The following is a 24,500-nucleotide window of genomic DNA, read 5'->3' as shown; positions in this document are numbered from 1 at the left end:
GGCGGACAGCTGACCGCCGCGCGGAAGGGATGCGCCGCGGAATGTTCCGCGCGCGGAACATCCGTCCCCTACCCTTTCAGCGCGGGGCGGATGTGGAGGTCGGTCACCTCGGCCGTCTCGGGCAGGGCCAGGGCCGAGAGCACGCTCCCGGCGATCGCCTCGGGCTGGAGCAGGCGCTCGGGGTGGTAGGGGGCGCCGGCCGCCTGCGACGCCTCCGCCTGCATCCGGCTCGCGGTCCGGCCCGGATAGACCGAGAGCACCCGGACGCCCCGCCCGTTCACCTCGGCGCGCAGCGCGTCGGTCATCGCCCGGAGCGCGTATTTCGACGCCGCGTAGCCGGCGAGCCCGGCCCGCGCGTTCATCCAGATCGAGGAATTGAGCATGACGACCCAGCCCTTCGCCGCGATCAGCCGGGGCAGCAGGCCGGCCGTCAGCTGCCAGGGCGCGCGCAGGTTCACCTGGAGCTGGCGGTCGAGCGCGGCGAGCCCCGCCTCCGGATCGCCCTGTTCCGCGGTGAAACCGTCCGGCGTCAGCAGTCCCGCGCCATGGACGAGGATGTCGAGCCGGGGCGGGGCGAAACCCGCGAGGAAGCCCGCGATCGCCGCCGGATCGCCGAGATCCACCGGATGCCAGCGATACGCCCCCGCCCCGCCCGCGCGCGCGATGCCATGGACCTCGGCCCCGGCGGCGGCGAGCGCGGCGGCGATGCCCGCGCCGATCCCGGCCGAGGCGCCGGTGACGAGCGCGACCTTGCCGGCGAGATCGGGCGCCGCGGCGCTCATAGGACCCGCCCCGCGGCGGGGGCGAGCAGGTCGTGGGCCTGAAGCGTCTCCGCCACGTCGGCGACGAGCTCGAAGGGCAGCCCCGCCCGTTCCGCGATGTCGAGCAGCGAATGGCGCCCGTCGGAAAGGTTCAGCACCCAGAGCATCGCCATCTGTCGGTCCTTCGTGTCCGACCGCCCGCCGAGCGCCGCGTAGAGGCCGCGCTTGCCCAGCATCGGCTCGCCCTTCGGCGAGAGGTTGAGATAGACCCCGTCCCGCTCCAGCACCGCGAAGATCGCGCGGAACGTCTCGAGCGAGGCCGCCAGCGCCTCCTCCCGCACCAGGTCGAGATTGTCGGCGGAGGTGTGATATTCCGGGAAGCGGCCGTAGGGCGTGCGCGACAGGCAGCCGACGGGGAGGTCGATCCCCGGCGAGCAGAACTGCCGCTCGTCATAGCCATAGGGCGAGAAATCCTCGATCCTGTGATCGCCGCGCGCCCCGAGCACATGCGCCGCCGCCCGGTCCACCGCCGCGTCGCCGCGCCGGCTCTTCTTGTAGTGCATGATCCCGGGATCGCCGAGATTGACCGCGACGAGTCCGGCCCTGATCCGGGAAAGCCGCGCCTCGTTCAGCGCGAGCCAGGTGATCGAGCCGATCGTGCCCGGGATGAAGAGGAAGCGGTAGGAGAGCCGGGGCTTCCTCGCCATCAGCCCCCTGATGAGCTCGACCGCGACCGCGATCCCGGAGAGGTTGTCGTTCGCGAGCGACGGGTGGCAGGTATGGGCGGAGACGAGCACCTCCTCGTCGCTCTCGCCCGGAACGAGGCATTCGCCATAGGTGAGGGAGCCGGGCTTCACCTCGGCGTCGATCTCGACCTCGTAGGGGCCGGGCCCCATCGCCCGGAGCCGGTTCCAGGGCAGGCAGAAGCCCCAGGCCTCCTGATAGTAGCTGGTGCGGTAGGGGATCCAGTCGGGATGGGCCTCCTCGGCGTGGAGATGGGGCCGGAGTTCCTCGAGCGTGAGCCTGCCCCTGAAGGGGCGGGAGTAGTTCACGACCGAGAGGTTGTGCGCCCGGAAGTCGATCACGCGCGCGCCCGAGGGGTCCTTCACGAAGGCGTCGCGGATCACCCATTCCTCCGGCACCACCCAGTCGAAGACCGGGGTGCCGGAGGGCACCTCGCGGATCTCGAGCGGGATCTGCTCCCTCAGGATGCCCAGCGTCTCGCGCACGCCCGGCCCGGTGATCGAGCGGCAGATCGGATAGAGCCGGGCGATCAGCGCCTTCATCGCGGCGCCGGGCGCGTTGGCCGCGCCCGGATGTTCCGCGCGCGGAACGTCCATGGAGTCGGGAGAATGTTCCGCGCGCGGAACATCGGAGGGGGTGGAAGAATGTTCCGCGCGCGGAACATCCGGGGCCGCGGAGGGCGTGGCGGGGGAGGGGGCGACCGCCCCCTCGGCTCCGGGGGTGGTCGTCCGGCTCATCAGTCGAGCACCTCGACCCGGGGCAGGGGGACGACGAACCGGCCGCCCCAGTCGCGCACCGCCGCCATGTTCCGCGTGATCTCGTCCTTGATGTTCCAGGCGAGGATCAGCACGTAGTCGGGCTTCGTCTCCAGGATCCTCTCGGGCGGATGGATCGGGATCCGGGTGCCGGGCAGCAGGCGCCCGTGCTTGTAGGGGCTGATGTCGACCGTGTAGTCGATCATGTCGGTCTTGACGCCGCAGTAGTTCAGCAGCGTCGTGGCCTTGGCCGGGGCGCCGTAGCCGACCACGGTCTTGCCCGCCTCCTTCGCCTCCATCAGGAAGCGCAGCAGGTCGCGCTTGGTCTCCCGGACCCGCTCCGCGAAGGTCCGGTAGCCTTCGGGCGTGGTGAGTCCCGCGGCGATCTCTCGCGCGCGCAGCGCCGCGACCCGTTCGGTCACCGGATGGGCGGCGTCGCCGGCGTGGCAGGCGAAGATCCGGAGGCTCCCGCCCTGGGGGGCGATCTCCTCGACGTCGAAGAGCGTCATGCCGTGGGCGGCGAAGATCTTCTCGACCGTGACGAGCGAGAGATAGGAATAGTGCTCGTGATAGACCTGGTCGTAATAGAGGTCCTCGATCGTGCGGAGCAGATGCGGGAATTCGATCGTGACGATCCCGCCCGGTCTCACCAGGATCGGGAAGCCGCCGATGAAGTCGTTCAGGTCCGGCACATGGGCCATCACGTTGTTGCCGAGCATCAGGTCGGCGGCGAAGCCTTCCTCCCGCAGCGCCTTCGCGGTCTCGACGCCGAAGAAGCGCACCCGGCTCGGGATGCCGGCCTTCTCGGCCGCCTCCGCGACGCTGCCCGAGGGCTCGATGCCGAGCACCTTCACGCCGCGCTCCTGGAAGTATTTCAGCAGATAGCCGTCGTTGCTCGCGACCTCGATCACCTGGGAGCCGGCGTCGAAGCCGAAGCGCTCGATCATCATCTCCACATAGGCCTTGGAATGGGCGAGGACCGAGGCCGAGTAGGAGGAGAAATAGGCGTATTCCTCGTTGAAGATATGCTCCCGCGATTCCATGTTCGGAAGCTGCACCAGGAAGCATTCGCCGCAGACGAAGGCGTGGAGCGCGAAGAACGGCTCCATCTTCATGAAATTCTCCGGCTTCACGTAGGAATTGGCGATGGGGGAGGTGCCGAGGTCGATGAAGGTCTCAGAAATTGGCGCGTCGCAGAAGCGGCACTTCAGGTTGTACATGCGTAAATCCATCGAAATGGGAACCGAACAAGCCAGTACACCCCTGGCTCCCGAGGGAGCGCCGAGACGCGGCGGCGTCTTTTCCCGTAGCCGCTCGACCCCGGCTTTTCAAGAAAATCGGCCGGGGATGGTGGATGGCGGAAATGTTCCGCGCGCGGAACATCCTCAGGGGGCGCCGGGGGTCTCCGTCACGGTGAGTGTCCCGTCCTCCTCCTGGCGGAGCGGATAGGCGACGGTTTCCGGTCCGGCGGCGGCCTGGCGGCGGCCCGCCGCGTCGAAGGCTTCCCGCGCGCCGGTCCTCCAGCTGCGGATCCAGCCGAGGGGCGCGCCGTCCTCGGCGTAGAGATAGTCGTCGCGCCAGTCGGCGCGGGGCAGGAGCAGCGGGTCGGCCGGGGCCTCGGGATGGCCGTGGTGGTCGATGCTCGCGATGCGCGCCGTCCCGTCGGGGCCGGTCTCGTAGACCCGCGCCTCGTCGGGCGGGAAATAGACCGAGAGGATCGCGGGCGCGCTGTCGTGGACGCCGTTGTTGGCGAAGACGCCGATGTCGACCCGGTGGCTCGTGACCGGATTGTCCTTCGAGATCGGAAAGGGCTCCTGCCAGTCGAGCTCGATCGTCGCGCTCCGCCCGTCCTCCGAGGGCGAGATCCGGACCTTCTCCGGATCTCCCGCGAGCAGGCGCCATGCGAAGGAGAGAGCGCGGCCGTTCGGATCGGCGGTCTCCGCCGCCGAGAGCGTGATGGTCCTCGTATGCGCGCGGGAGCGCCAGATCCGCGCCACCGCCGCCGGCGTGTCGAAGAGCTGTTCCGAGAGGCCGGTCCCGAAGAAGTCGAGCCCCTCGGTCCCGAGATCCTCGGCGGTGACGGCGATCCGGACCTGGGGCGGGATGTCGGAGGGACGGATCGAATTGGCGAGGCTCACCATCCGGGCGAGGTTGATGTCATAGGGCTCGTAGGCCGCGGGATGGGCGGCGGCGCTCATGTAGTCGTCGCGGGAGAGCACGCTCCGGAGCGAGCGGCGGAAGACCATCTGGGTCATCGGCACGATCAGCCCCTCCTGGACGAGCCGCGCCTTGGTCTCGGGCCGGTAGGCGGCGTAGATCATCGCCACCGCCTCGAGGAAGGGCTGATCCGAACCGGCCGCGCCATGGCTGACGAGGAGATAGGGGGTATTGGCGGGAAAGAGGTCGCCCTGCTCCGGGCCGTAATCCTTGTGCGACGGATAGACGTAGAGCGCGTTTGCGCTCGCGTTCTGCCAGAGCCGGAGCGGACCGGTGCCGTCCGTCCGCGTCGTCGCCGCCCGCGGCAGGCTGCGCCAGAGCGCGCCGCCGGTGATCGCGGTCGAGGAATTGCCGAGCGCCGGCGCGTTGAACAGGATCTGCTCGGCGAGCCCGTAGTCGAGATCGGCGGCGCGGGCGGCGGGCGGATAGGTGACGCGGGCGAGCTGGGGGTGGTTCGCGGCCGGCGGTTCCGAATGGCCGCGGTCGCGGTTGTCGTAGAGATCGCCGAGATTTCCCGCGGCGCGGCCCCGGCGGTAGTGTTCGCGCAGGATGTCGGTCTCGGCGGTCTTCCGGTCGGGGACCACCGGGTCCTCGGCGCGGGCGGGAAAGGCGAAGCCCGCGCGCAGCCGCTCGGCATCCGGATCCCAGACGGTATTGGCGCCGGAGACCGGGGCCATGCCATCCGTGACCGGCGCGAGGCGGAGCGGCGGGCGGGGCCGCGGGCGCTCCGCCCGCGGAAGCAGCGTTTCCGCCTCCGCCCCGGGGGGAGGGGCGGCCACCCCCGCCGCGGCGAGGGCGGCGATCCGGGGGTCACGGACGACGGCGGCGAAGATCGGGTCGGCGGCGAGGGCGGCGATCCCGTCATAGCCGGCGGCGGCCGCCGCCTCGAGGGCGCGGACCGCGCCCCCGGTATCGCCCCGCAGCGCGAGGAGCGTCGCGCGGTTGGCCTCGAGCAGGCCGATCCGGGGATGGTCGCGGGCGAGCCGGTCGAGGATCGCCGCCGCGCCGTCGAGATCGCCGGCCTGGATCCGGGCGGAGGCGGCGCGGGTCTGCTCGGCGATCGCGGGCATCGCGAAGAGATCGGCCTCCCGTTCGGCCTCCGCGACGGCCGCCGTCCTGCCCGCGGCCGCCGCTTCCGGATCCGGAGGCGGGGGCGCGGTCAGGGCCGCCGCTTCGGAAGCGGGCCGGGCCAGGGGAGCGGGATCGGCGGCGCGGGCGCCCGTTCCCGCGAGAAGAAGCAGGAGGAGCGCCGGAAGGAGCGGGGAGGGGCGGGGCCGCCGGGGCCTTGGAATGCTCAAGCGCTCGTCTCCCGTCGCGGGTTCCTCGGGCCCGGCGCCCGCCGGCTCTCTTTACCGGATCACATCGGTTCCCGGGGTTTACCGGCTGGCCGGGGCGCCGCGCAATTGCGAAGCGGCGGCGCGCGGGGCGGCGGGAACACGAAGCCGGGAGGGCGTTGCGCCGGGGCGCGGCGGGGCGCGCGGCGGGTTCAAACCCCGTAAACCCTCCGCGCCTAGAACCGCTCCGGCCGGGTCCGCCCCCTCGCGGGGGGACGGTCCGGAACGCAGGCACCAGTACCATCGCGCGACATCGTCGGCGCCAGATCGCGAGCGGCCTCGGGAGGCCAGCCGATCCGTCCGGGGGCGCGCCTCCGGGATGGCGCCACCCTCCGGGACCGTTTCCAGCAGCAAGGGGACCCCGGATGACCGATCTCTTCAAGCATCATGCCCGCGGCCTTTCCTCGCCGGCCGAGAACGCGGTGGCGATCGTGCCCGACGACGCGGCCGATCTCGCGACCGCGCCGCGCGCGCTCTTCGTGGGCCAGGGCGGTGATCTCGCGCTCACGCTGCTGGGCGGCGACACCGTCACCTTCGGCAACGTGCCGGCGGGCAGCCTGCTGCCGGTCCGCGCGATCCGCGTGCGCGCGAGCGGCACCACCGCGGCGCGGATCCTCGGCCTCTGGTGAGCACGCGCGCCGCCTCCCCGTTTCCCGTCAGGAGATACCGACCTTGAACGCATCGCCGGACTTCACCTTTTCCATCGCCGGGGAGGGGATCGCGATCGATCCCGCCACCGGGCTGCTCACGATCGCGACCGAGGCGCTGATGGCGGGCGTCGGCGTGGTGCTGACCGGGCGCGACGCCTCCGGCGCGCCCACGAGCGCCTTCCGCGTCACGGTGAGGCTCGGCGAGGAGGCGGAGGAGCCGGCGGTGGCCGCCCCCTCGGTCACCGGCGCGCTTCCCGATCTCGTGCTGGTGACGGCGGCGGAGAGCTTCCGGGTCGAGACCGCCGGGGTCTTCGCGGGCGCGGGGCTCGGCTTCTCGGTCGCGGGCGGGGACGGGGCGATCGATCCCGCGACCGGCGCGCTCGACCTGCCGCTCGGCCTGCTCCGGACGGCGGAGACCGTGACGGTCACCGCGGCGAACGCCGCCGGCGCGGCGCGGGCGAGCTTCGCCCTCACCATCCTCGCGATGGCGCCGCCCGTCGCGACCGGCGGCGCCGGGGATCTGCTCTGGCCGCTCGCCGCCGGAACGCGCTCGGTCTCGACCCAGGCCTGGTTCGAGGGCGCGGATCTCTCCTACGCGCTCGAGGCGGCGCCCGAGGGGGTGACGATCCTGCCCGGCTCCGGCCTCGTGACAATCCCGACCGGCGCGCCGCTCGACGGGATCGTCACGGTCCGCGCCGGGAACGCCGGCGGCGCCGCGCGCCAGTCCTTCCGGGTGACGGTCGCCGCGACCGCCCCCGCCCCCGAAGCCGGGACACCCGCCGCCGCGCAGGACGGCGAGTGGAACCTCGAACAGGTCACGGAGTGAATCCCATGCGTTACACGGCGGTCATCAGACTGGGCGGCGCGCCCGCGGCGGCGGTCGCGGTCGAATGGACGCAGAGCGCCGCGCCGCTCGGGAGCGGCGAGGGCTGGGAGGCCTGCGTGAGGCTGCCCGACGGCGGCTGGCGCCTCTCCTCCCACGAAATCGTGGCGGACAAACAGTCGCACTGGCGCGGCGCGGGGCTTTTCGCGAATATCGGCCTGCGCTATCGCTTGAGCGCGACGGGACCCTGGTCGCCGGTCTCGGCGAGCCGCAAGGACATCATTCTGGTCGAAGTGAACGAGGATCCAGCCGGGACGCCCCCGGCCCTGACCGCGGCGCAGTGGTCGACGCCCGAGCCGAGCGCGCTCGGCGATCTGCGCTACGCGGGGGTGGTCACGCTCCAGGGCGTCTCGGCCGCCGCGCTGCGCTGGACCACGGCCGCCGATCCGGCGGAGGAGGCGTCCTGGTGCGATTGCGTCCCGCTCGCGGACGGAAGCTGGCGGCTCGACGGTCTCGAACTCGGCAACGGCGAGAGCCGGGGCGGCATCGGCCTCTCGCGCCGTCTCGCGGCCGGGGGGGAGTGGTCGCCGGTCTCGCCCGAGCGCAAGACGCTCCGGGCGCCGCTGACGCTGATCGCGCCCTTCGCGCTCACCGCGCCGAGCCTCTCGGGCAGCGGGGTGATCGGCGCGGCGCTCGGCCTCTCGGCCGGGCTCTGGAGCGGAACGCCGGCGCCGGCGGTGACGCAGGAATGGCTGCGCGACGGCGTGGCGATCCCGGGCGCGACGGGCGGGGACTACACGCCGGTGGCCGCGGATGACGGCCGCGCGCTCTCGGTCCGGGTGACGGCGGCGAGCCTCGCGGGGACGCGGGTCGCGATGGCGGGACCGGTCACGGCCATCTACGCCGCGCCGGTCCTCCGGGGAGAGCTGCCCGAGGAGATCTTCGACCGGGGAACGGGCGTTCAGAGCGTCGCGGCCGCGGGCGTCTTCGAGGGCCAGGGGCTCCGCTTCTCGGTTTCCGGCGCCGGGGCTTTGATCGACGCGGCGACCGGCGTCGTCTCGATCCCGACCGAGACCGCCTTCTCGGGCTTCGTGACCGTCACCGCGACCAATTCCGGCGGCGCGGCCAGCGCGCGCTTCGCGGTCACGGTGGAGGCCGGGGAGGCGGAGCGGCCCCGCGCGCCCGCCGAGGGCGAGTGGGACGTCACCTGGGACTACGATCCGGACTATCCCGACCGCGCGACCTGGCACATCCGGCTGATCTCGGGCCCCGCGCTCGGCGCGACCCGCGTCTTCTTCCGCGGCCTCGCCGACGTCGCCGAGGGCATGACCGCGGGCAACGGCTTCCATGCCTGCGTGAAACATCCGACCAAGGCGAATGTCTGGGTCACCCGCGACGGGATCGACGCCCGGGTCGCGGCCTGGCTCTGGGTCAATTCGGCGACCGCGAAATACAACATCATCGGCCAGATGAAGTCGCAGAGGATCATCTACACGCTCGACGATCTGCTGATCCCGGCGGCCGGGGCGCTCTATTCCGAACCCTCGAACGTCGTCACCAAGACCGTGACGGTCCCGCCCAAGGTCGGGCCCTGCGTGCTCGCGCCCTATCACACCGCCGCGCAGAAGGCGGCGGGAAGCGCGCCCTGCGACACCGAGCAGGTCTGCCTCTCCTTCGCCCGGGCGAAGACCCAGCCCGCCCGGATCTACGCCGCGGGCGACATGCACGGCGTCTGGGTCTCGCGCGATTCGGGGCGCTCCTGGTACACGCTCAGGAACCGCGGCCTCGGCACGCCGAGCGTCTATTCGCTCGAGGTCGATCCGACCGATGCGAACAAGGTGATCGCGGTCTGCGGCGCGCGCTACACGACCATCTCGGACGGGGGCGGCATCCACCGCTCGCTCGACGGCGGGCTGACCTGGGAGCGCGTCTTCGTCTGGACCGGCACCGGCGAGCCGCGCAAGATCATGCGCCGCGTCGCCTACGCGCCCTCGACCGCGAAGGACGGCACCGACAGGATCCGCTGGTACGTGGTCTATGACAGCGCCGACCAGTTCTCGAGCGGCAACAATACCGCCGTGCCGGGGCTCATCACCTCGGCGGATGGCGGCGCGACCTGGCAACAGGTGGGCAACCTCGCCCCGGCGACCTTCGGCAAGGACATCTACGGCTGCCGCGTGCACCCCACCGTGCCGACGCGGCTCTATACCTGGGGCACGGCGGGGCTGATCCGGATCGAGAACGCGCACCAAGGCGACACGGCCTGCGCGGTGATGAGCGGGACGGGCGGCCTGCCGGCGGGCGCGGTCCGGGGCGATCTCTACCTTTCGGCCGACGGCGCGGTGATGATCGTCGCGGTGGTGGGCAAGGGCGTCTACAAGTCGGTGAACGGCGGCGGCGCCTGGTCGTCGCTCTATGCCTGGTCCGACATCACCCATTGCGCGGTGAACGAGGGCTATCCGGACTATCTCTACGCCTATGCCCAGGGGGCGAACAGCGGCCCGGCGCCCCGGATCTCGAACGACGGCGGCAAGAGCTGGTTCCAGCCGGTCACCCAGGCGAATTTCCCGGGGTTGAGCGGCAAGGCGCTCGTCGGCGGCAACGAGCCCTGGATCATGCCGGACCCGTCCAATCCGCTCCGCGCCCTCTGCCACGCCCATGCCGATTTCATGGGTACCGAGGATGGCGGCCGGACCTGGTCGGCGGCGGACAGCGCCTATTTCTGCGGCTCGCATCACAACAGCTACGCGACCCCGCATTGCTTCGACCGGAAGGATCCGCTCCGATACGTCCTGCCGATGATCGACCGGCACCTGATGCTGACCGAGGACGGTGGCGTCACGAACCGGGTCTCCGGTTTCCAGGACGTGGAAGGCTATGACCACGGCACGGTCAACGGCGTGGCGGTCCATCCCGACGGACAGCACATCATCGCCTGCGTGAACAGCGGAACCAAGGGGATCCTGTGCCATTCCGGGGACCGGGGCGGGAGCTGGACCACCGTCGACACGCCGGACAAGCCCCGGATGTACCTCGGCTACGACGCGGGCGATCCGAGCTACGCCTATCAGTTCAACAAGCGCTCCTCCGACCTGGGCAGGACCTGGAGCGTCATGGCGAACATGCCGTCGGAATGCTACGTCGTCGGGGTTTCTGAGACGGCGGCGAACGGCGCCTCGGTCCTCTATGCGATGGATCTCGGCGTGAGTTCGAACTCGGCCGGGACCAAGAAGAAGCTCTACAAGTCGCTCGACCGGGGCGAGAGCTGGAGCCTCGTCGCCACGGTCGCCTACAGTTTCCGCGCCAATGTCGACGTGCGGGTCGTGTTCCGGATCCATCCGAAGGATCCGCATGTGGTCTTCACCAAGGGCGCGACCACGAACGACCAGTCGACGATCCGGCGCTGGGACACCGGGAAGGCCTCGGGCCTCGTCACGACGGATTTCGACATCCTCTCGGTCGACCGGCCGACGGGCACCTTCTACGCGCAGAACTTCGTCGTCGACGGCTACGATCCGCGCGTGATGTATTTCCTGTCGAACCAGGGAAGCACCGGAAACTGCCTCTACATGAGCACGGATTCCGGCGCGACCTGGAGCAACATCTCGGCGGGCTTCCCCAACATCACCGTGCTCGCGACCGGGCTCGAGGTGCATCCGCTGACCGGCGTGCTCTATCTCGGCACGGCGAACGGGATGTTCGCGCGCAAGCCTCCCTATCCGGCGCCGACGCCGGACAACACCTACGACCTGATCCTCGCCAACTACCCGGACTGGGATCACAACCGGCATCTCGACACGCCCTACTGACGGAACCGGCGTGTTCCGGGGGATCCCCGGACACGCCGCCCCGGACATGCGAAGGCCCGCGGACCCGAAGGGGTCGGCGGGCCTTCGCCATGGCGCGGGATCGTCCCGGCGCTCAGCGCAGCCAGTGCGTGAGGTCGCGGCCGATCAGCGTCCCGGTCGCGAGGATGTCCTCGCGGAAGATCGCGAGCGCGGCCTTCCGGTCGGCGGCCGACATCGGCTGCTTCCTCAGGTTGCGGCCGCGCAGGTCCTTCAGCTTCTCGACCGCGTCCCGGGGCAGGAACTTCCGCCCGAAATCCCTGAGGCCCGGATGGGCGAGCAGGTCGTGCAGGAGCTTGATCCTGGGTTCGCCGCCCGGGTTGGAGATCCGCGAGAGATCCGGCCGGAAGGCGGGATCGACGCCGAGGAACTCGAAGAGGCCGCGCATCACCGCCTCGGGCCTGCCCTCGAGATCCTCGAGCAGGATGATCCGGATCCGCTCCCTGGGGAAGAGCGCGAAATAGCGTTCGAGCTTGTCGGCGTAGGTCTCACGCAGATTGTGGTCGGAGCGGATCGCCTCGGCATAGGGAAGGCCGGTGTTGGTGCCCTGGTTGCGCAGGTTCATCTGGTAGACCGAATAGGAGCGGTCGACCGGATTGCGCAGCGAGGCGATGAGCCGCGCCTCCGGCAGGAGGTCGTGGATCCGCTCGGCGACATGCGGATAGATGAGGTAATGCGGCGTCGCCTCGCCGATCGCGATCTCGTCCCGGACCGGGGCGAAGAGCGCCTCGTATTCCTCGAGGCTCTGGACCGGCCAGCGGGTCCGGTCGCCGCCCTGGCCGCGGTAGGCGAAAAAGCGCGTCTCCTTCGGATCCGACATGAAGATCTGGGGATGCTCGCGCATGTAGTCGTAGAGGGATGTGGTGCCGGCCTTCGGCGCGCCGATGATGAGAAAGTTCGGCAGGGTCATCTGAGCGGCATCTCCCTCGCAACCGGCGCCCGCGCCGGCTCTCGTCACGCGTACAAAAAAGGGAACCGGCTGGGACGGGCCGGACCCGGCCGCGACCCTAGTTCAACGCGTCCCCCCGCGCCACCTCGAATTCGGGAAAGGGGAGGCCTCCGTCGGCGCGATCAGGGGCGACGGCCCCTTGACCCGCGTCCTGACTGTCGTCTCGGCTCCCTTGACGAAGAGATGTTCCGGGGGATGGGCGAAATCGGTTCCGGCGGCTGGGGAGGGGAGTGTCAGAACATGAGGGCGAATTGGTTCACCGCTGTCAGCCACCCTCGAACGGTCCGGCTGGTTTTTCGTGGCCCCGGATCGCGAGGTAGATCAGCTTCTCGGCGGCATCCCCGGACGGGAAACGAGCCCCGGGTCTTGATCGCCTTCCGGATGATCCGATTGAGACTTTCAATCGCTTTGGTAACCGGTATGAGATGATCGGAGCCTCACTTCCAGCCGTTGGTCTCCTTGTCCGGCGGCGTATGCTGCGAGCATCCGGGACAGAGGCTCCGGGAGCACGAAGGTGCGGGCAGGCCGGTCTATTCGATGAGCTTCGAGCTCGCGTTAGTAGGTGGCCACCTCTGCGACTTGCCCGCCGCCACCGGAGCTTGGACCGGTGGCGCATCCGGTGGCGGCCGCCGCGCGCGGATCCGTAGTTGTCGTGTCGCCCCGCCGCTCCCGTCGTCGGAACTGGCTGGGAGGCGTGAGATGCGACGCGTGGGCGGCGTTGCGCGCGGACGCGAAGCTCGCGGGCGAGTTCGACCGGTTCCTCGCGGCGACCGAGGCGCGGTTCGGCGCCAAGGGAATGCGCGCCTTCGCGCGCGGCGGGGTTCCCGAAGAGGCGAAGCTTGCGCCCGCTGCGCGCGCGGGGCTCGCCCAGGTGGGGCGCGCGGTCCGGGCGCTGCGCGTCGCCGAGCGCGCGGCGGCGGGGGAGGCACGGCGGCTCGCCGCGACCCGGCGCGCCGGGCAGGGGCCCCGGGCGAAGATGTGAGGCGCGGATCGCGGCGAGGGATCGCCGTCATGCGCCGCGCCGCCTCGACAGCCGTCAGGTCCACCGCTAAGAGCTCGCGCTCGGGATGAGCGGAGATATCGGATGAGTGGCGGAAGCTGGATCAATCAGGCGGGCGTGCGCCGGCGCGAGCAACGCGGGGATGTCGTCGCCGCCGGGGCGGAGGATCTGCTCGGGATCCTCGAGCTCGGTGCCGACCTGATCCCGGGCGCGGGTTAAGAGATCCCGCGCGATCTCTTCGGTCTGCTCGCCTATGCCTGGGCGGCGCGGGCCAAGTCGGGAGAGATCTTCAGCCCGCACGCGGTGCTGCGCGAGATCCGCGAGCGCGCCTGGCTCGGATACACCGACATGGCCACGCTCGTGGCGCTGATCCGGCGCGACCTGCCCCGGGCCGAGACCGGGGCGCGTATGGTCGCCTTCTTCGAGGAGCTGGCCGAGGCGCGCTCGACCTATCTCTTCCTGCCCGTCGTCTCAGGCATCGACGCGCACCAGGGCGGCGACGCGGCCGGGCCGGGCGCGCTCAGGCTCGACGGGCTCGCGGACCGCTGGGCCTCCTCGGGCGCGGCTCAGCTGGCCTCGGCCGCCTTCGTGATGGCGCCGGGCTCGGAACGCGCGCGCGACGCCTTCCTGGTCGCGCTTGCGACCTCGGGCTGGGGCAAGGGCACGCGGCGCCTCGACAACGCCAGGCTCCTCGCCGAGATCGCCCGGCAGCTGCGCCGGCTCCGGGCGGACCCCAGGAAGGCCCTGGCCTCGGTCAGGAAGGATGTGATGGATCGCGGTGCCGACGGCGCCCACGCCCGCGAGCTTGTCGCGATCGCCGGGGAGGTCTCCGAGCGCGCGCCCTGGATCTGGCTCGAGACGCTCTTCATCGTCGAGAACTGGATCACCGGGCCGAAGTTCTTCCACCACGCCTTCGAGGTGAGGAGTATGCCCGCGCCGGGGTAGAGAAGGACATTTGATGTCTCAGGCAAAAAACTCTCAGACGCGCCCATCAACCCGCCGAGGTGTCCGGTTAAACGGGGCAACTCCACCGAAATCCATGTTGATCGTCATGGCCGCACCCCGGCCTTTTCGGTGTTCAGCCGCACGCTGAGTCGAAGAAGAGGGCAAGGCTATTCCAAGGGTCCAGCTACGAGATCACGTCCTCGACCATGGCGCGGAATTCGGCGCAGACCTGCGCGTCGGAGGAGCGGTCGGCGACCTGGGCCATGATGTCGCGCGCGAGCGCCCAGTCGGGGCCTCCGAAGGCCGAGGCGACGCGGGCCATGTCGTATTCGAGCTGCGGGATCCTGGTTCCCCCGACGTAGAAGGGATAGTCGTCGCCGAGATACTGCAGCGCGTCCTCGTCGTCGCGGCCGACCACGACGACCGCGCCGGCGCGCGCCGCGGTGAAGCCCTTGAGGAAGGGCTTCCAGCCGTCATGCGCCTTGGAGCGCCGGACGATCCAGTGGCAGTTGTAATGGGGCAGGAGCGCGATCCAGCTCATGTCGACCCGGGCGGTCTCGAGCGGGATCATGTCGATCATGTTGCGCAGGCTCTCCGACAGGACCGTGTTGGCGCGGAAGCCGAAATAGGCGGTGCGCGGCCGGTCCCCGGGGGGCGTCGAGAACGGGATCTCGGAATTCACGTGGTGGGTGACGTGATAGGCGCGGATCGCCGGGAAGAGCCGCGCGAAATCGTGGGTCTGGCGGTTCGACACCCCCATGGCCGCGTCGGTGGCCGCGATCTTGTCCGCGCTCGGCAGCCGGTCGTCCCAGCTGCCGATCACCGCGCGGTTGCGCCGGCGCAGGGCCTCGAGCGCCTCGGCGGAATGGGTGTCGAGCGCGCCCTTGGTCACGATCACCACCCGGTCGCGGAGCGCGTCGATGTCGCTCGTATAGGCCATGTCGATCGCATCAGGATAGCGCGCGGCGACCATTTCGGAGAGCTGCTTGCCGCGCAGGATGGTCGAGGCGGAATTCGCATAGCGCTCGGCATAGAGGAAGGCGACGCCGAGCGGCCGGCCCGAAACCGGGGCGGCCGGGGCGCAGGGGCGCGGCCGGAGCGGGGGGCGCGGAAAGCGCCGCGCGGCGAGGGCGTTGTAGGAGGCGGGGCCGAGGGCCGCGGGCAGGATCCGCGCGGGGGCCGGGACGCGCTCCGCCGCCGGGACCCGCGCCTCCTCCCCCGCCGCCCAGGGCAGGGCCGGATCGTTCAGCGCCGCGTAGAGGCTGATCTCGTCGAGGCCCGGCGCGCGGGCGAAGGCCTGCCACCAGGCCTCGGCCACCGCCCGGACCTCGGGCGCGCGGTGGCGCCGCCAGATCACCCCGGTGTCGAACAGGCCCCGGTCGCGCGGCAGGCCGCGGGCGGCGCAGTCGCGCGCCTGGGCGAGCACCCGCGCCTCGTTCACGCCGGGGCGACCGAAGGCGCGCCGGACGAGGACGCGCTCGGCGAGATCGTGCCAGTCCACCCCGCCGCTGTGCCGCCACAGCACGAAATCCGCCGGCAGGAACCAGCGCGCGATCATCGTGTGGAGATTGCCGATGAGCGCGCGGTCCGGGCGCAGGCAGAGCGAGGCCTCCGCCTCCGGCGCGATCTCCGCGAGCGCCGCCTCGGCATGGACGCGGGCCCAGGCGCCGGCCTGGTCCGGCGGCGCGGGCGGGGAGAGGAGATGCGTCTCCCAGCCCGGGACCGAGAGCCCGGCGCGCCCGGTCAGGAGCAGGAAGCGGATGCCCGGGGGCTCGTGGAACAGCGGCGCGGGCGCCTCCTCCCCGTCGAAGGCGGTGGTATAGACGACGATCCTCCGCGCCTCCTCCGGATCAAGGAAGCTCGGCCGCGTCGCCGCGGGCAGGGCGGGCCAGATCGGCGGGAAGGGGCGCAGGCGCAGGAGCTCGGCCGCGGCCCCCGGCCGCGCGCGCGCGGCCTCGCGCGCGAAGAGCGCCGCCGCCGCCTCCCAGCCCCGGCCGCGCGCCGTCAGGATCGCCTCGGCCTGGGCGAGGAAGGCGCTTCGCGGCGCCAGGCGCCGGGTGCCGGCGACCGGACCGAGCAGCCGGCCGGGGTCGGCGGCGCAGACCCGGTTCATCCCCCTCAGCCCCTGGGTCGCGAACCGGCCAGGTGCGCGGCGCATCCCCTCGGCCGCGTCGGCCATCGCCTCGGCGAAGGTCACCCAGATCCGGTGGCGGATCTTGCGGCCGAGCGGGACCCGCGCCGGAGGCGTCTCCGGGGGCATGAGCCGGGGAGCGCGGGGAAGATCTGGGGGCGGAGAACTCATCGACCTCGGAACCTGTCTCGCACGTCCTGTCAGCCCCCCGGCGCGGAAAGGCAAGTTGAAGCAATGGCCATGGTTAACGGATTATTTCCGGGGTGACAAAGGCTTCGCGCCCGGCCCGCGCGCCGGGACACGCTTCGGGGCGCGATTTGACTTTCCCGCCGCGACACGGGAGTGATGGGCGCGACCGGAGGGCGGGGCGGAGAACCAGGGATGGAGCGGACGGATTGCATCGTCGTCGGCGCCGGCGTGGTCGGGCTCGCGGCGGCGCGGGCGATCGCCCGCGCGGGGCGGGAGGTGATCCTGCTCGAGGCCGAGGAGAGGCTCGGCTGCCATACGAGCGCGCGCAATTCCGAGGTGATCCACGCCGGGATCTACTATCCCGCCGGCTCGGCCAAGGCGGAATTCTGCGTTCGCGGCCGCGAGATGCTCTACGCCTACGCCGCCGCCCGCGGGATCGCCCATGCCCGGACCGGCAAGATCATCGTCGCGACCGGCGAGGACCAGGTCGCGCGGCTCGACGCGATCGCGGCGGCGGCGGCGGCCAACGGCGTCGCCGATCTCCTCGCCCTCGACCGCGCGGGTCTCGCCCGGCTCGAACCGGCGCTCCGGGGCGTCACGGGGCTCCTCTCGCCCTCGACCGGGATCATCGACGGCCACGGGCTGATGCTGAGCCTCCAGGGCGAGATCGAGGACGCGGGCGGGGCGATCGCGCTCCGCAGCCGCTTCCGCGCCGCCCGGCCGCTCGGCGGCGGCGGTTTCGCGGTCACGGTCGAGAGCGGGGGCGAGACCGTGACGCTGGCCGCGGACCGGCTCGTCAACGCCGCGGGGCTCTTCGCGGGCGAGGTGGCGGCGGCGATCGAGGGGCTCGCCCCCGCGCACCGCCGGCGGATCCATTACTGCAAGGGCAGCTATTTCGCCGCCTCGGCCCGGGTGCCGTTCCGCCATCTGATCTATCCGGTGCCCGAGCGCGACGGGCTCGGCGTGCATCTGACGCTCGACCTGGCGGGGCAGGGGCGTTTCGGCCCGGATACCGAATGGGTCGAGACGATCGACTATTCCCTCGACCCGCGCCGGGGCGCGGGCTTCGCCGCGGCGATCCGGAGCTACTGGCCCGGCCTGCCCGAGGGCGCGCTCGCCCCGACCTACGCCGGGATCCGGCCGAAGCTCGCCGGACCCGGCGGGGCGGCGACCGATTTCCGCGTCGAGGGGCCGGAGACGCACGGGCTGGAGGGGCTGGTCAATCTCTTCGGCATCGAGAGCCCCGGGCTCACCTCCTCGCTCGCGCTCGGCGAGGCGGTCCGGGACCGGCTCGCGGCCTGAGCGCGGAGGAACGGGAGATGATATTCCACGAGACCGGTCTCGCCGACGCGCGGCTGATCGAGCAGGAGCGGCACGTGGACGACCGGGGGCATTTCGCCCGCGTCGCCTGCGCCGGGGAATTCGCCCGCGCGGGCATCGAGGCCGACTATCCGCAGGCCTCCGTCTCGCACAACACCCGCGCGGGCACGCTGCGCGGCATGCATTTCCAGCGCCCCCCCCATGCCGAGGCCAAGGTGGTGCGCGCGACGCGCGGCGCGGTCTTCGACGTGATCATCGACCTCAGGCCCGGGAGCCCGACCTTCCGCCGCTGGCAGGGGTTCGAACTCTCGGCCGGGAACGGGCGGATGCTCTACATCCCGAAGGGCTTCGCGCACGGCTTCCAGACGCTCGAGGACGAGACGGACGTGCTCTACCTCATCACGCCCGCCTTCGTGCCCGGCCATGGCGACGGGGTCCGCTTCGACGACCCGGCCTTCGCCATCGACTGGCCGCTGCCGGTCTCGGTCATCGCGGAGAAGGACAGGATCTGGCCGCTGTTCGGCGGGTAGGGAGGAATATGCGAATGCATGTTCCTCCCCGGGGCCGGAATCGCACGGGAATACGCATTCGCATATTCCCCCCCGAAAGGGTCAGACCGGCTCGGGCTTCGTCCAGTAGAGCGTCGGGTCGATCTGGTTCGTCGCGCGCAGGTGCTTGATTTCCCTCAGCCGGGTGAAGGGCTCGGCCTCGAACATCTCGCGGGTGAGGCCGATGCGCTCGAACATGGCGCGGAGCTGGCGCGCGCCGCGCTCGGCGGTCCAGGATGTCTCGAATTCGGGCATGTGGGCCCGGATCTTGGCGAAGCTCACGCGGTAGCTGCGCGTGTCGCCGCCCGATTCGCCGATCGTGAGTTCGCAGCCCGGGAAGGTCTTCGCCACGATCTCGGCGATCTCGCGGATCCGGTAGTTCTCGGAATCGGCGCCGACGTTGAAGCTCTCGCCCGAGACCGCCTCGCGATCGGCGGTCAGCGCGCAGAGCATCGCCTGGCAGATGTCCTCGATATGGACGATCGGCCGCCAGGGCGAGCCGTCGGAGGTCATCCGGATCTCCCCGATCGTATGGGCGAAGCCCGCGAGGTTGTTCAGGACGATGTCGAAACGCTGCCGGGGCGAGGCGCCGTAGGCGGTGGCATTGCGCATGAAGACCGGGGTGAAGGTCTCGTCGGCGAGGTCGCGCACGTCCCGCTCGACCAGGATCTTGCATTTCGCATAGGCGGTCTGGGGCGCGAGTTCGCTCTCCTCGGTGCGCATCCCGTCGCCGCCCGCGCCATAGGTCGAGCAGGAGGAGGCGTAGACGAAGCGCTTCACGCCGGCCTCGCGCGCCTTTTTCGCGAGCGCGACCGATCCCTCGTGGTTGATCGCCATCGTGAGGCCCGGGTCGTTCTCGCCGATCGGGTCGTTCGAAAGCTCGGAGAGATGCACGACCGCGTCGAATCCCTCGAGATCGGCGGATTCGATCCGGCGCAGGTCCTTCGAGACCACGCGGGGATGGATCTTCGCATCGTCGAAGAGCCAGCCGCGGCGGTAGTAGCCGGTGTCGATCCCGGTCACGTCGTGGCCGGCCTCGATCAGCTTCGGGCCCATGATCGCGCCGATATAGCCGTCGGCGCCGGTGAGGAGGACTTTCATCTTTGATCCCGGTCTGATTGCGATCTCGTGGGGAATGGGGGCGCCGTCACTCGGCCGCGTTCGCCCTGGCGGCGGGACGGTCCCAGATCTTCCAGGGCGCGTCGCCGCTGTCCCAGAGTTCCTGCAGCACGTGCTTGTCGCGCAGCGTGTCCATGTTCTGCCAGAACCCCGCGTGGCGGTAGACCGAGAGCTCGCCCGCGGCGACGATCCGGCGCAGCGGCGCGTGCTCCCACATGTCGTCGTCGCCGTCGACGTAGTCGATTACCCCGGGCTCGCAGACGAAGAAGCCGCCGTTGATCAGATGTCCGTCCATCGCGCTCTTCTCGCGGAATCCCTTCACGCGGTTCGCATCGGCCGCGAAATCGAGCGCGCCGAAGCGGCCCGGCTGCTGCACCGCCGTCACGGTTGCGAGCGTGCCCTCGGCCTTGTGGAACTCGATGAGCGCGGTGATGTCGATGTCGCTCACCCCGTCGCCATAGGTGAGGCAGAAGGGCTCGTCGCCGATATAGTCGCGCACCCGCCGGAGGCGACCGCCGGTCATCGTCTCGAGACCGGTATCGGCGAGCGTCACCTTCCAGGGCTCGGTGACGGTCCGGTGGACCTCGACCGAATTGTCGCGCAGATCGATCGTCATGTCGTTCTCGCGGTGGAAGAGGTCGAGGAAGTAGCGCTTGATGAGATGGCCCTTGTAGCCGCAGCAGATCACGAAGTCGTTGAGCCCGTGGGCGGAATAGATCTTCATGATGTGCCACAGGATCGGCATCGACCCGATCTCGACCAGCGGCTTCGGCAGGACCGTCGTCTCCTCGCTGATCCGGGTGCCGTAGCCGCCGGCGAAAATCACGACCTTCATCAAGTATCCTCTTTACCTGTCCGCGCCGGCCCGCCCGGTCCGCCAGGGGGGACCGGAATGCGATCTTCCCTTCCGCGGGAACCGGCGCGGCGCATCCCTCACACACGAAGTCACACAAGGCCCAGACACGCGGGTGGCATCGCCGGAAATGGTCGCGCGCGCCGTCGAAGGGCGCGCGAAGCCTAGCACAGGCCGCGGGCGAAGGAACAGCCCTCCGCCGGCGTGACCGTTAAGCCGGCGGGGTCGCGCCGCCCGTCCCGGCCGGCCGGAAGCGCGCCGAAAACTCTTGGCTTTGCCGAATCACGCGGAGAGAGTTCATACTTCGTCTACGCGCCTCGCGAGCATTTTCGGGAGCGGGGGGCGGAGCGGGCCGGGGGAGGCCCGGACGATGTTGCCGAGTGGTCCGGTACCGGGGAGTATGCATTGACCAGGAAGAGTTCCGCGCCCGGAGGGCGCTTCGCCGATCCGCGCGGCGCGGGCCGCCGGAGGTTCCTCGGGACGGCGCTCGGCGCCCTGGCCGCGATGCCGGCCGGCGCGGCCTTCGGGGCCGGGTTCGGCGCGGGAAGCGAAGGGGAAACCGGCGCCCTGGCCGGCATCCGCCGCCGGGGCGGCCATTATCTCGTCGACGGCTGGGTGCTGACCGGGGAGGATCTGCGCGCCCTCGGGATCGCGCTTCCCGCCGCCGCCTCCCTCGGGGGAGCCGCGCGCATCCATGATCTTTGACGCCCAGGACATGGACCGGTCGCTCTTCGACCGGATCTTCGACGTCTGCGTGATCGGCTCGGGTCCCGCCGGCATGACGGTGGCGCTGATGCTCGCGCGGCAGGGGTTCGACGTCGCGCTGATGGAGGGTGGCGCCGAGGATCTGACCGAGGAGAGCCAGGCGCTCTACGAGGGCGAGGTCGAGGGGCTCGACAATTTCGAGCTCGACGTCTCGCGGCTCCGGATGCTCGGCGGGTCCTCGAACCACTGGAACGGCCGCTGCCGTCCGCTCGAGGCCTTCGACTTCTTCGAACGGCCCTACAACCCGATGAGCGGCTGGCCGATCGGCAAGACGGAGCTCGATCCCTACGCGGCGGCGACCGAGGAGGTCCTCGACCTCACCCCGGCGCTGGCGCCGGAGCGGCCGGTCGCGGGCGGCGGCGGAAATTTCCGCGAGGTCTTCTGGCAGCGCAGCGCGCCGACGCGCTTCGGGACGAAATACCGCGACGAGATCGCGGCCCTGCCCAATCTCGCGCTCTGCCTCGACGCCAATCTGCTCGACCTCAGGCTCGACGACGCGCTCGCCAGCGTGACCGGCGCGGTCTTCCGCTCCTACGCGGTCGGCGATCCGGGCTTCACCGTGACGGCGCGGCGCTACTGCCTCTGCCTCGGCGGGATCGAGAACGCCCGGGCGCTGCTGAATTTCGACAGCCAGGTGCCGGGGGGCATCGGCAACCGGAACGACCTGGTCGGGCGCTACTTCCAGGACCATGTCGCGGTCGAGGTCGCCGATGTGCTGTTCGAGCATCCGTTCCCGACCGGAAGCGAGCGGACCTATACGCCGGGCTTCGACTACCAGAACCGGATCGAGGGGCTGGCGATGGCCTTCGTCGTCGCGCCCCGCTACATCGATCCCGACCGCTCGCTCCCGCATCAGCTGGTCCGCGCGGCGGAATGCATCACGCCCCTCACCGAGCGGCTGTTCGAGCATCTGCGCCACCAGACGCTGAAATGCAGCGTGAACGGGCTGACCGAACTCTGGACGCAGCGCGATCCCGAGCATTACCCCTCGGGCTATGTCTGGGCCCAGACCGAGCAGCCGCTGATGGCGGATTGCCGGGTCATGCTGAACGACGAGCGGGACGCCTTCGGCCAGCGCCGGGCCACGCTCGACTGGCTGCTCGACGAGCATTACTACGAGACGCTGCGCGAGGCGACGATCGCGCTCGGCGCCACGCTCGCCGACGAGGGGGTCGGGCGGATCAAGATCCGCAACTGGCTGCTCGGGAAAAATCCGGTCCTGCCGAGGCGTTCCGAGAAGGTCGGCGACATCGCGGCGCGCCATCACATGGGCACGACCCGCATGGCGGCCGATCCGGCGAAGGGCGTGGTCGATCCGGACTGCCGGGTGCACGGGATCGCCAATCTCTATGTCGGCGGCTCGAGCGTCTTCCCGACCGGGGGCTTCGCCAATCCGACCTACACGATCACGCAGCTGTCGCTCCGCCTCGCCGACCACCTCTCGGAGGAACTGAGCGCGTGAGGGGGCGCGAGGCCGCGCGCGATAATATCCGTTATGTTGTCTCCGCGCGAGGCGGGGGCAGGCCGAGTATCCAGGTCCGACGCGGACATCGAGGAGTACCCCGTTGAAATATCGCGCTGAGATCGATGGCCTGCGCGCGCTCGCCATCCTGCCGGTCGTGGCCTTCCACGCCGGGCTTGAGCGGCTTTCCGGCGGCTTCACCGGCGTCGACGTCTTCTTCGTCATCTCGGGCTTCCTGATCACGACGATCATCCTCGGCGAGATCGAGGACCCCTCCGGCGACCGCTTCTCGATCCTCGAATTCTACAAGCGGCGCGTGCTGCGCATCCTGCCCGCGCTCGCCGTCGTGCTCGCGGCCACCGTGCTCGCCGCCTGGGCGATCATGCTGCCGAACGAGTTCCGCGCCGCGGGGCGCAGCGTGGTCGCGACCGCGCTCTTCCTCTCCAACGTCTATTTCTGGCGCACCTCGGGCTATTTCGCGGCGACGGCCGAGCTGAAGCCGCTGCTGCATACCTGGAGCCTCGCGGTCGAGGAGCAGTTCTACGTCTTCTTCCCGCTGATGCTCGTCTTCGTCGCGCGCTTCCTCGGGCGGCGGTTCCGGCTCTGGATCGGCCTCATGGTCCTCGTCTCCTTCGGGCTCGGCGTGGCGCTGACGCCGCGCGACCCGATGACCGCCTTCTTCCTGCTGCCGAGCCGGATCTGGGAGCTCGGCCTCGGCGCGCTGATCGCCGCCGGCGCCGCGCCCGCGGTCGGCGCCGGCCCGGGCCGCGGCCTGCTCGCCTGGGCGGGGATCGCGCTCATCGCCTTCGGCGTCCTCGGGCTCGGCGAGGAGGATCCCTTCCCGGGATGGAACGCGCTCTATCCGGTGCTGGGCGCGGGTCTCGTGATCGCCTATGGCGCCGGCACCTCGGCCGGGGCGCTGCTCTCGACCGCGCCGCTCGTCTATGTCGGGCGGATCTCCTATTCGCTCTATCTCTGGCACTGGCCGGTGATCGTCTTCTACCGGCTGGCGCGGGGACAGGCGCTCGCGCCCCTCGACATCCTCCTGGTGCTCGCCCTCTCCTGGCTGCTCGCCGATCTCTCCTTCCGCTTCGTCGAGCGGCCGTTCCGGACCCGCGCCATCCGGCTCGTCCCGGCGCCGAGGGTGGTGGGTCTCGGCCTCGCCTGCCTCGCGGGATTCCTCGCGCTCGGCGGGCTCGTCAATGCGACGGGGGCGAAATGGCGGAGCTATCCCCCCGACGTGCTGCGCATCGCCGCCTATACAGATTACAACGACACGGCCGAGCACGCCTACCAGTTCGGCGAGGGCGACGGCTGCGGGATCTCGGGCCACAGCACCGACGGTTCGGGCTTCGACCGCGAGAAATGCCTCCGGACCGAGCCGGGACGGCCGAACTACCTGGTGATCGGCGACAGCCACTCGGCCGCGGTCTGGCGCGCGATCGCGCTCGCCTATCCGGAGGCGAATGTCCTCAAGGCCTCGGTCAGCGGCTGCCGCCCGCTGCTCGACGCCGATGGCGAGGCGCCCTGCCGCGCCATCATCAACCATGTCTACCGCGACTTCGTGCCGGGCGCCCATCTCGACGCGGTGATCATGGTCGGGCGCTGGCGCGCGACCGATTTCCCGAAGGTCGCGCCGACGCTCGCCCATCTCGGGCCGCTCGCGGGGCGGGTCGTGGTCTTCGGCCCGACCGTCGAATACGAGGGCGAATTCCCGCTCCTGCTCGCGCGGGAGCGGATGAACGGCGTCGACGGCGTGACCGAGGCGGCGATCGACCCGACCAAGAAGGGGCTGAGCGACGCGCTCGGCGAGATCGTCCGCGCCGAGGGCGTCGCCTATGTCCCGGTCTACGACGTGCTCTGCCCCGGCGGCGACTGCGTCGAGACCGCGGGCGAGGACGTGCCGATGCAGTCCGACTACGGCCATCTGACCTTCGCGGGCGCGAAGCTGCTGATCGCGCGCATCCGGGACGACCTGCCGCTCGGCGACGCGCTCCCCCGGCGGCGCGCCGCCCTCGACCCGGTTCCGGACACGCGCCCGGCCCCCTGACCCCGCGCCCGACGCCGCGTCCGGCGCGGGCGCGCGCGCC

The 24,500-nt window shown here is 70.9% G+C and carries 19 protein-coding genes and 1 pseudogene; 11 read left to right on the top strand and 9 right to left on the bottom strand.

Going from position 1 to position 24,500, the window contains the following annotated elements; all coding sequences use genetic code 11:
• Positions 1-68 precede the first annotated feature (68 nt).
• The 4 genes from FJM51_RS17790 to FJM51_RS17775 all read right to left on the bottom strand — a co-directional run bounded on the left by FJM51_RS17790 (position 69) and on the right by FJM51_RS17775 (position 5,775).
• Positions 69-782 carry an SDR family NAD(P)-dependent oxidoreductase gene (locus FJM51_RS17790; protein ID WP_140455482.1) on the bottom strand — a complete coding sequence of 238 codons (714 nt, stop codon included), beginning with the start codon at positions 780-782 and terminating at the stop codon, positions 69-71.
• Positions 779-2,101, bottom strand: a complete 1,323-nt coding sequence (locus FJM51_RS17785; RefSeq protein WP_210240330.1) for a DUF4910 domain-containing protein — start codon at positions 2,099-2,101, stop codon at positions 779-781. The genes FJM51_RS17790 and FJM51_RS17785 overlap by 4 nt, the downstream gene beginning before the upstream one ends.
• A gap of 140 nt (positions 2,102-2,241) precedes the next feature.
• On the bottom strand, positions 2,242-3,480 hold the full coding sequence (locus tag FJM51_RS17780; RefSeq protein ID WP_140455481.1) for a class I SAM-dependent methyltransferase: 1,239 nt from the start codon (positions 3,478-3,480) through the stop codon (positions 2,242-2,244).
• A 165-nt stretch (positions 3,481-3,645) separates the two neighbouring features.
• Entirely contained in the window at positions 3,646-5,775 is a 2,130-nt protein-coding gene (locus tag FJM51_RS17775; protein WP_140455480.1) for a hypothetical protein, read from the bottom strand.
• A gap of 401 nt (positions 5,776-6,176) precedes the next feature.
• On the opposite strand from FJM51_RS17775, the gene FJM51_RS17770 reads away from it, so the two are divergent.
• From FJM51_RS17770 to FJM51_RS23845, 3 genes are read left to right on the top strand one after another with little or no spacing between them, the layout of a single operon-like run.
• Positions 6,177-6,440 carry a spike base protein, RCAP_Rcc01079 family gene (locus tag FJM51_RS17770; RefSeq protein ID WP_140455479.1) on the top strand — a complete coding sequence of 88 codons (264 nt, stop codon included), beginning with the start codon at positions 6,177-6,179 and terminating at the stop codon, positions 6,438-6,440.
• Between the two features lie 43 nt (positions 6,441-6,483).
• On the top strand, positions 6,484-7,287 hold the full coding sequence (locus tag FJM51_RS17765) for a hypothetical protein (RefSeq protein WP_140455478.1): 804 nt from the start codon (positions 6,484-6,486) through the stop codon (positions 7,285-7,287).
• A 5-nt stretch (positions 7,288-7,292) separates the two neighbouring features.
• Positions 7,293-11,093 (top strand): exo-alpha-sialidase, encoded by a 3,801-nt coding sequence (locus tag FJM51_RS23845; RefSeq protein ID WP_181164611.1) that lies wholly within the window; start codon positions 7,293-7,295, stop codon positions 11,091-11,093.
• 112 nt (positions 11,094-11,205) lie between these two features.
• Here FJM51_RS23845 and FJM51_RS17755 read toward each other — a convergent pair whose 3' ends face one another.
• Both FJM51_RS17755 and FJM51_RS25990 read right to left on the bottom strand, forming a co-directional pair.
• Positions 11,206-12,039 (bottom strand): sulfotransferase family protein, encoded by an 834-nt coding sequence (locus FJM51_RS17755; RefSeq protein ID WP_140455477.1) that lies wholly within the window; start codon positions 12,037-12,039, stop codon positions 11,206-11,208.
• Between the two features lie 272 nt (positions 12,040-12,311).
• A pseudogene (locus tag FJM51_RS25990) lies at positions 12,312-12,503 on the bottom strand (transposase); the annotation flags it as partial.
• Between the two features lie 269 nt (positions 12,504-12,772).
• On the opposite strand from FJM51_RS25990, the gene FJM51_RS17745 reads away from it, so the two are divergent.
• The 3 genes from FJM51_RS17745 (at position 12,773) to FJM51_RS17740 (ending at position 14,023) form a co-directional block, all read left to right on the top strand.
• Positions 12,773-13,060, top strand: coding sequence for a hypothetical protein (locus tag FJM51_RS17745; protein WP_140455476.1), 288 nt, complete (start codon positions 12,773-12,775; stop codon positions 13,058-13,060).
• A 102-nt stretch (positions 13,061-13,162) separates the two neighbouring features.
• Positions 13,163-13,297 (top strand): hypothetical protein, encoded by a 135-nt coding sequence (locus tag FJM51_RS24745; RefSeq protein ID WP_267901444.1) that lies wholly within the window; start codon positions 13,163-13,165, stop codon positions 13,295-13,297.
• 129 nt (positions 13,298-13,426) lie between these two features.
• A complete protein-coding gene (locus FJM51_RS17740; protein WP_140455475.1) occupies positions 13,427-14,023 on the top strand; it encodes a hypothetical protein in 597 nt (198 codons plus the stop codon).
• Positions 14,024-14,207: 184 nt separating this feature from the next.
• Here FJM51_RS17740 and FJM51_RS17735 read toward each other — a convergent pair whose 3' ends face one another.
• On the bottom strand, positions 14,208-16,283 hold the full coding sequence (locus FJM51_RS17735; RefSeq protein ID WP_140455474.1) for a hypothetical protein: 2,076 nt from the start codon (positions 16,281-16,283) through the stop codon (positions 14,208-14,210).
• A gap of 252 nt (positions 16,284-16,535) precedes the next feature.
• On the opposite strand from FJM51_RS17735, the gene FJM51_RS17730 reads away from it, so the two are divergent.
• Both FJM51_RS17730 and rfbC read left to right on the top strand, forming a co-directional pair.
• Entirely contained in the window at positions 16,536-17,645 is a 1,110-nt protein-coding gene (locus tag FJM51_RS17730) for an NAD(P)/FAD-dependent oxidoreductase (RefSeq protein ID WP_140455473.1), read from the top strand.
• Between the two features lie 17 nt (positions 17,646-17,662).
• Positions 17,663-18,193: a dTDP-4-dehydrorhamnose 3,5-epimerase gene (rfbC, locus tag FJM51_RS17725; RefSeq protein ID WP_140455472.1), complete on the top strand. Its 531-nt coding sequence runs from the start codon at positions 17,663-17,665 to the stop codon at positions 18,191-18,193.
• 81 nt (positions 18,194-18,274) lie between these two features.
• Here the strand turns inward: rfbC and FJM51_RS17720 are convergent, their stop codons facing one another.
• Together FJM51_RS17720 and rfbF are read right to left on the bottom strand one after the other, a co-directional pair.
• Positions 18,275-19,312, bottom strand: a complete 1,038-nt coding sequence (locus FJM51_RS17720) for an NAD-dependent epimerase/dehydratase family protein (protein WP_140455471.1) — start codon at positions 19,310-19,312, stop codon at positions 18,275-18,277.
• A gap of 46 nt (positions 19,313-19,358) precedes the next feature.
• Entirely contained in the window at positions 19,359-20,165 is an 807-nt protein-coding gene (gene rfbF / locus FJM51_RS17715) for a glucose-1-phosphate cytidylyltransferase (RefSeq protein WP_140455470.1), read from the bottom strand.
• Between the two features lie 423 nt (positions 20,166-20,588).
• On the opposite strand from rfbF, the gene FJM51_RS17710 reads away from it, so the two are divergent.
• The 3 genes from FJM51_RS17710 to FJM51_RS17700 all read left to right on the top strand — a co-directional run bounded on the left by FJM51_RS17710 (position 20,589) and on the right by FJM51_RS17700 (position 24,460).
• Positions 20,589-20,888, top strand: a complete 300-nt coding sequence (locus FJM51_RS17710; RefSeq protein ID WP_140455469.1) for a hypothetical protein — start codon at positions 20,589-20,591, stop codon at positions 20,886-20,888.
• A complete protein-coding gene (locus FJM51_RS17705) occupies positions 20,878-22,410 on the top strand; it encodes a GMC oxidoreductase (protein ID WP_140455468.1) in 1,533 nt (510 codons plus the stop codon). Before FJM51_RS17710 ends, FJM51_RS17705 begins: the two co-directional genes overlap by 11 nt.
• A 103-nt stretch (positions 22,411-22,513) precedes the next feature.
• A complete protein-coding gene (locus tag FJM51_RS17700) occupies positions 22,514-24,460 on the top strand; it encodes an acyltransferase family protein (RefSeq protein WP_140455467.1) in 1,947 nt (648 codons plus the stop codon).
• Positions 24,461-24,500 lie beyond the last annotated feature (40 nt).

The sequence above is a fragment of the Amaricoccus solimangrovi genome (assembly GCF_006385685.1).
GTDB classification, from domain to species: domain Bacteria; phylum Pseudomonadota; class Alphaproteobacteria; order Rhodobacterales; family Rhodobacteraceae; genus Amaricoccus; species Amaricoccus solimangrovi.
Note: the sequence above shows the minus strand (reverse complement) of the source record. Positions and strands in the feature narration are given on the sequence as shown.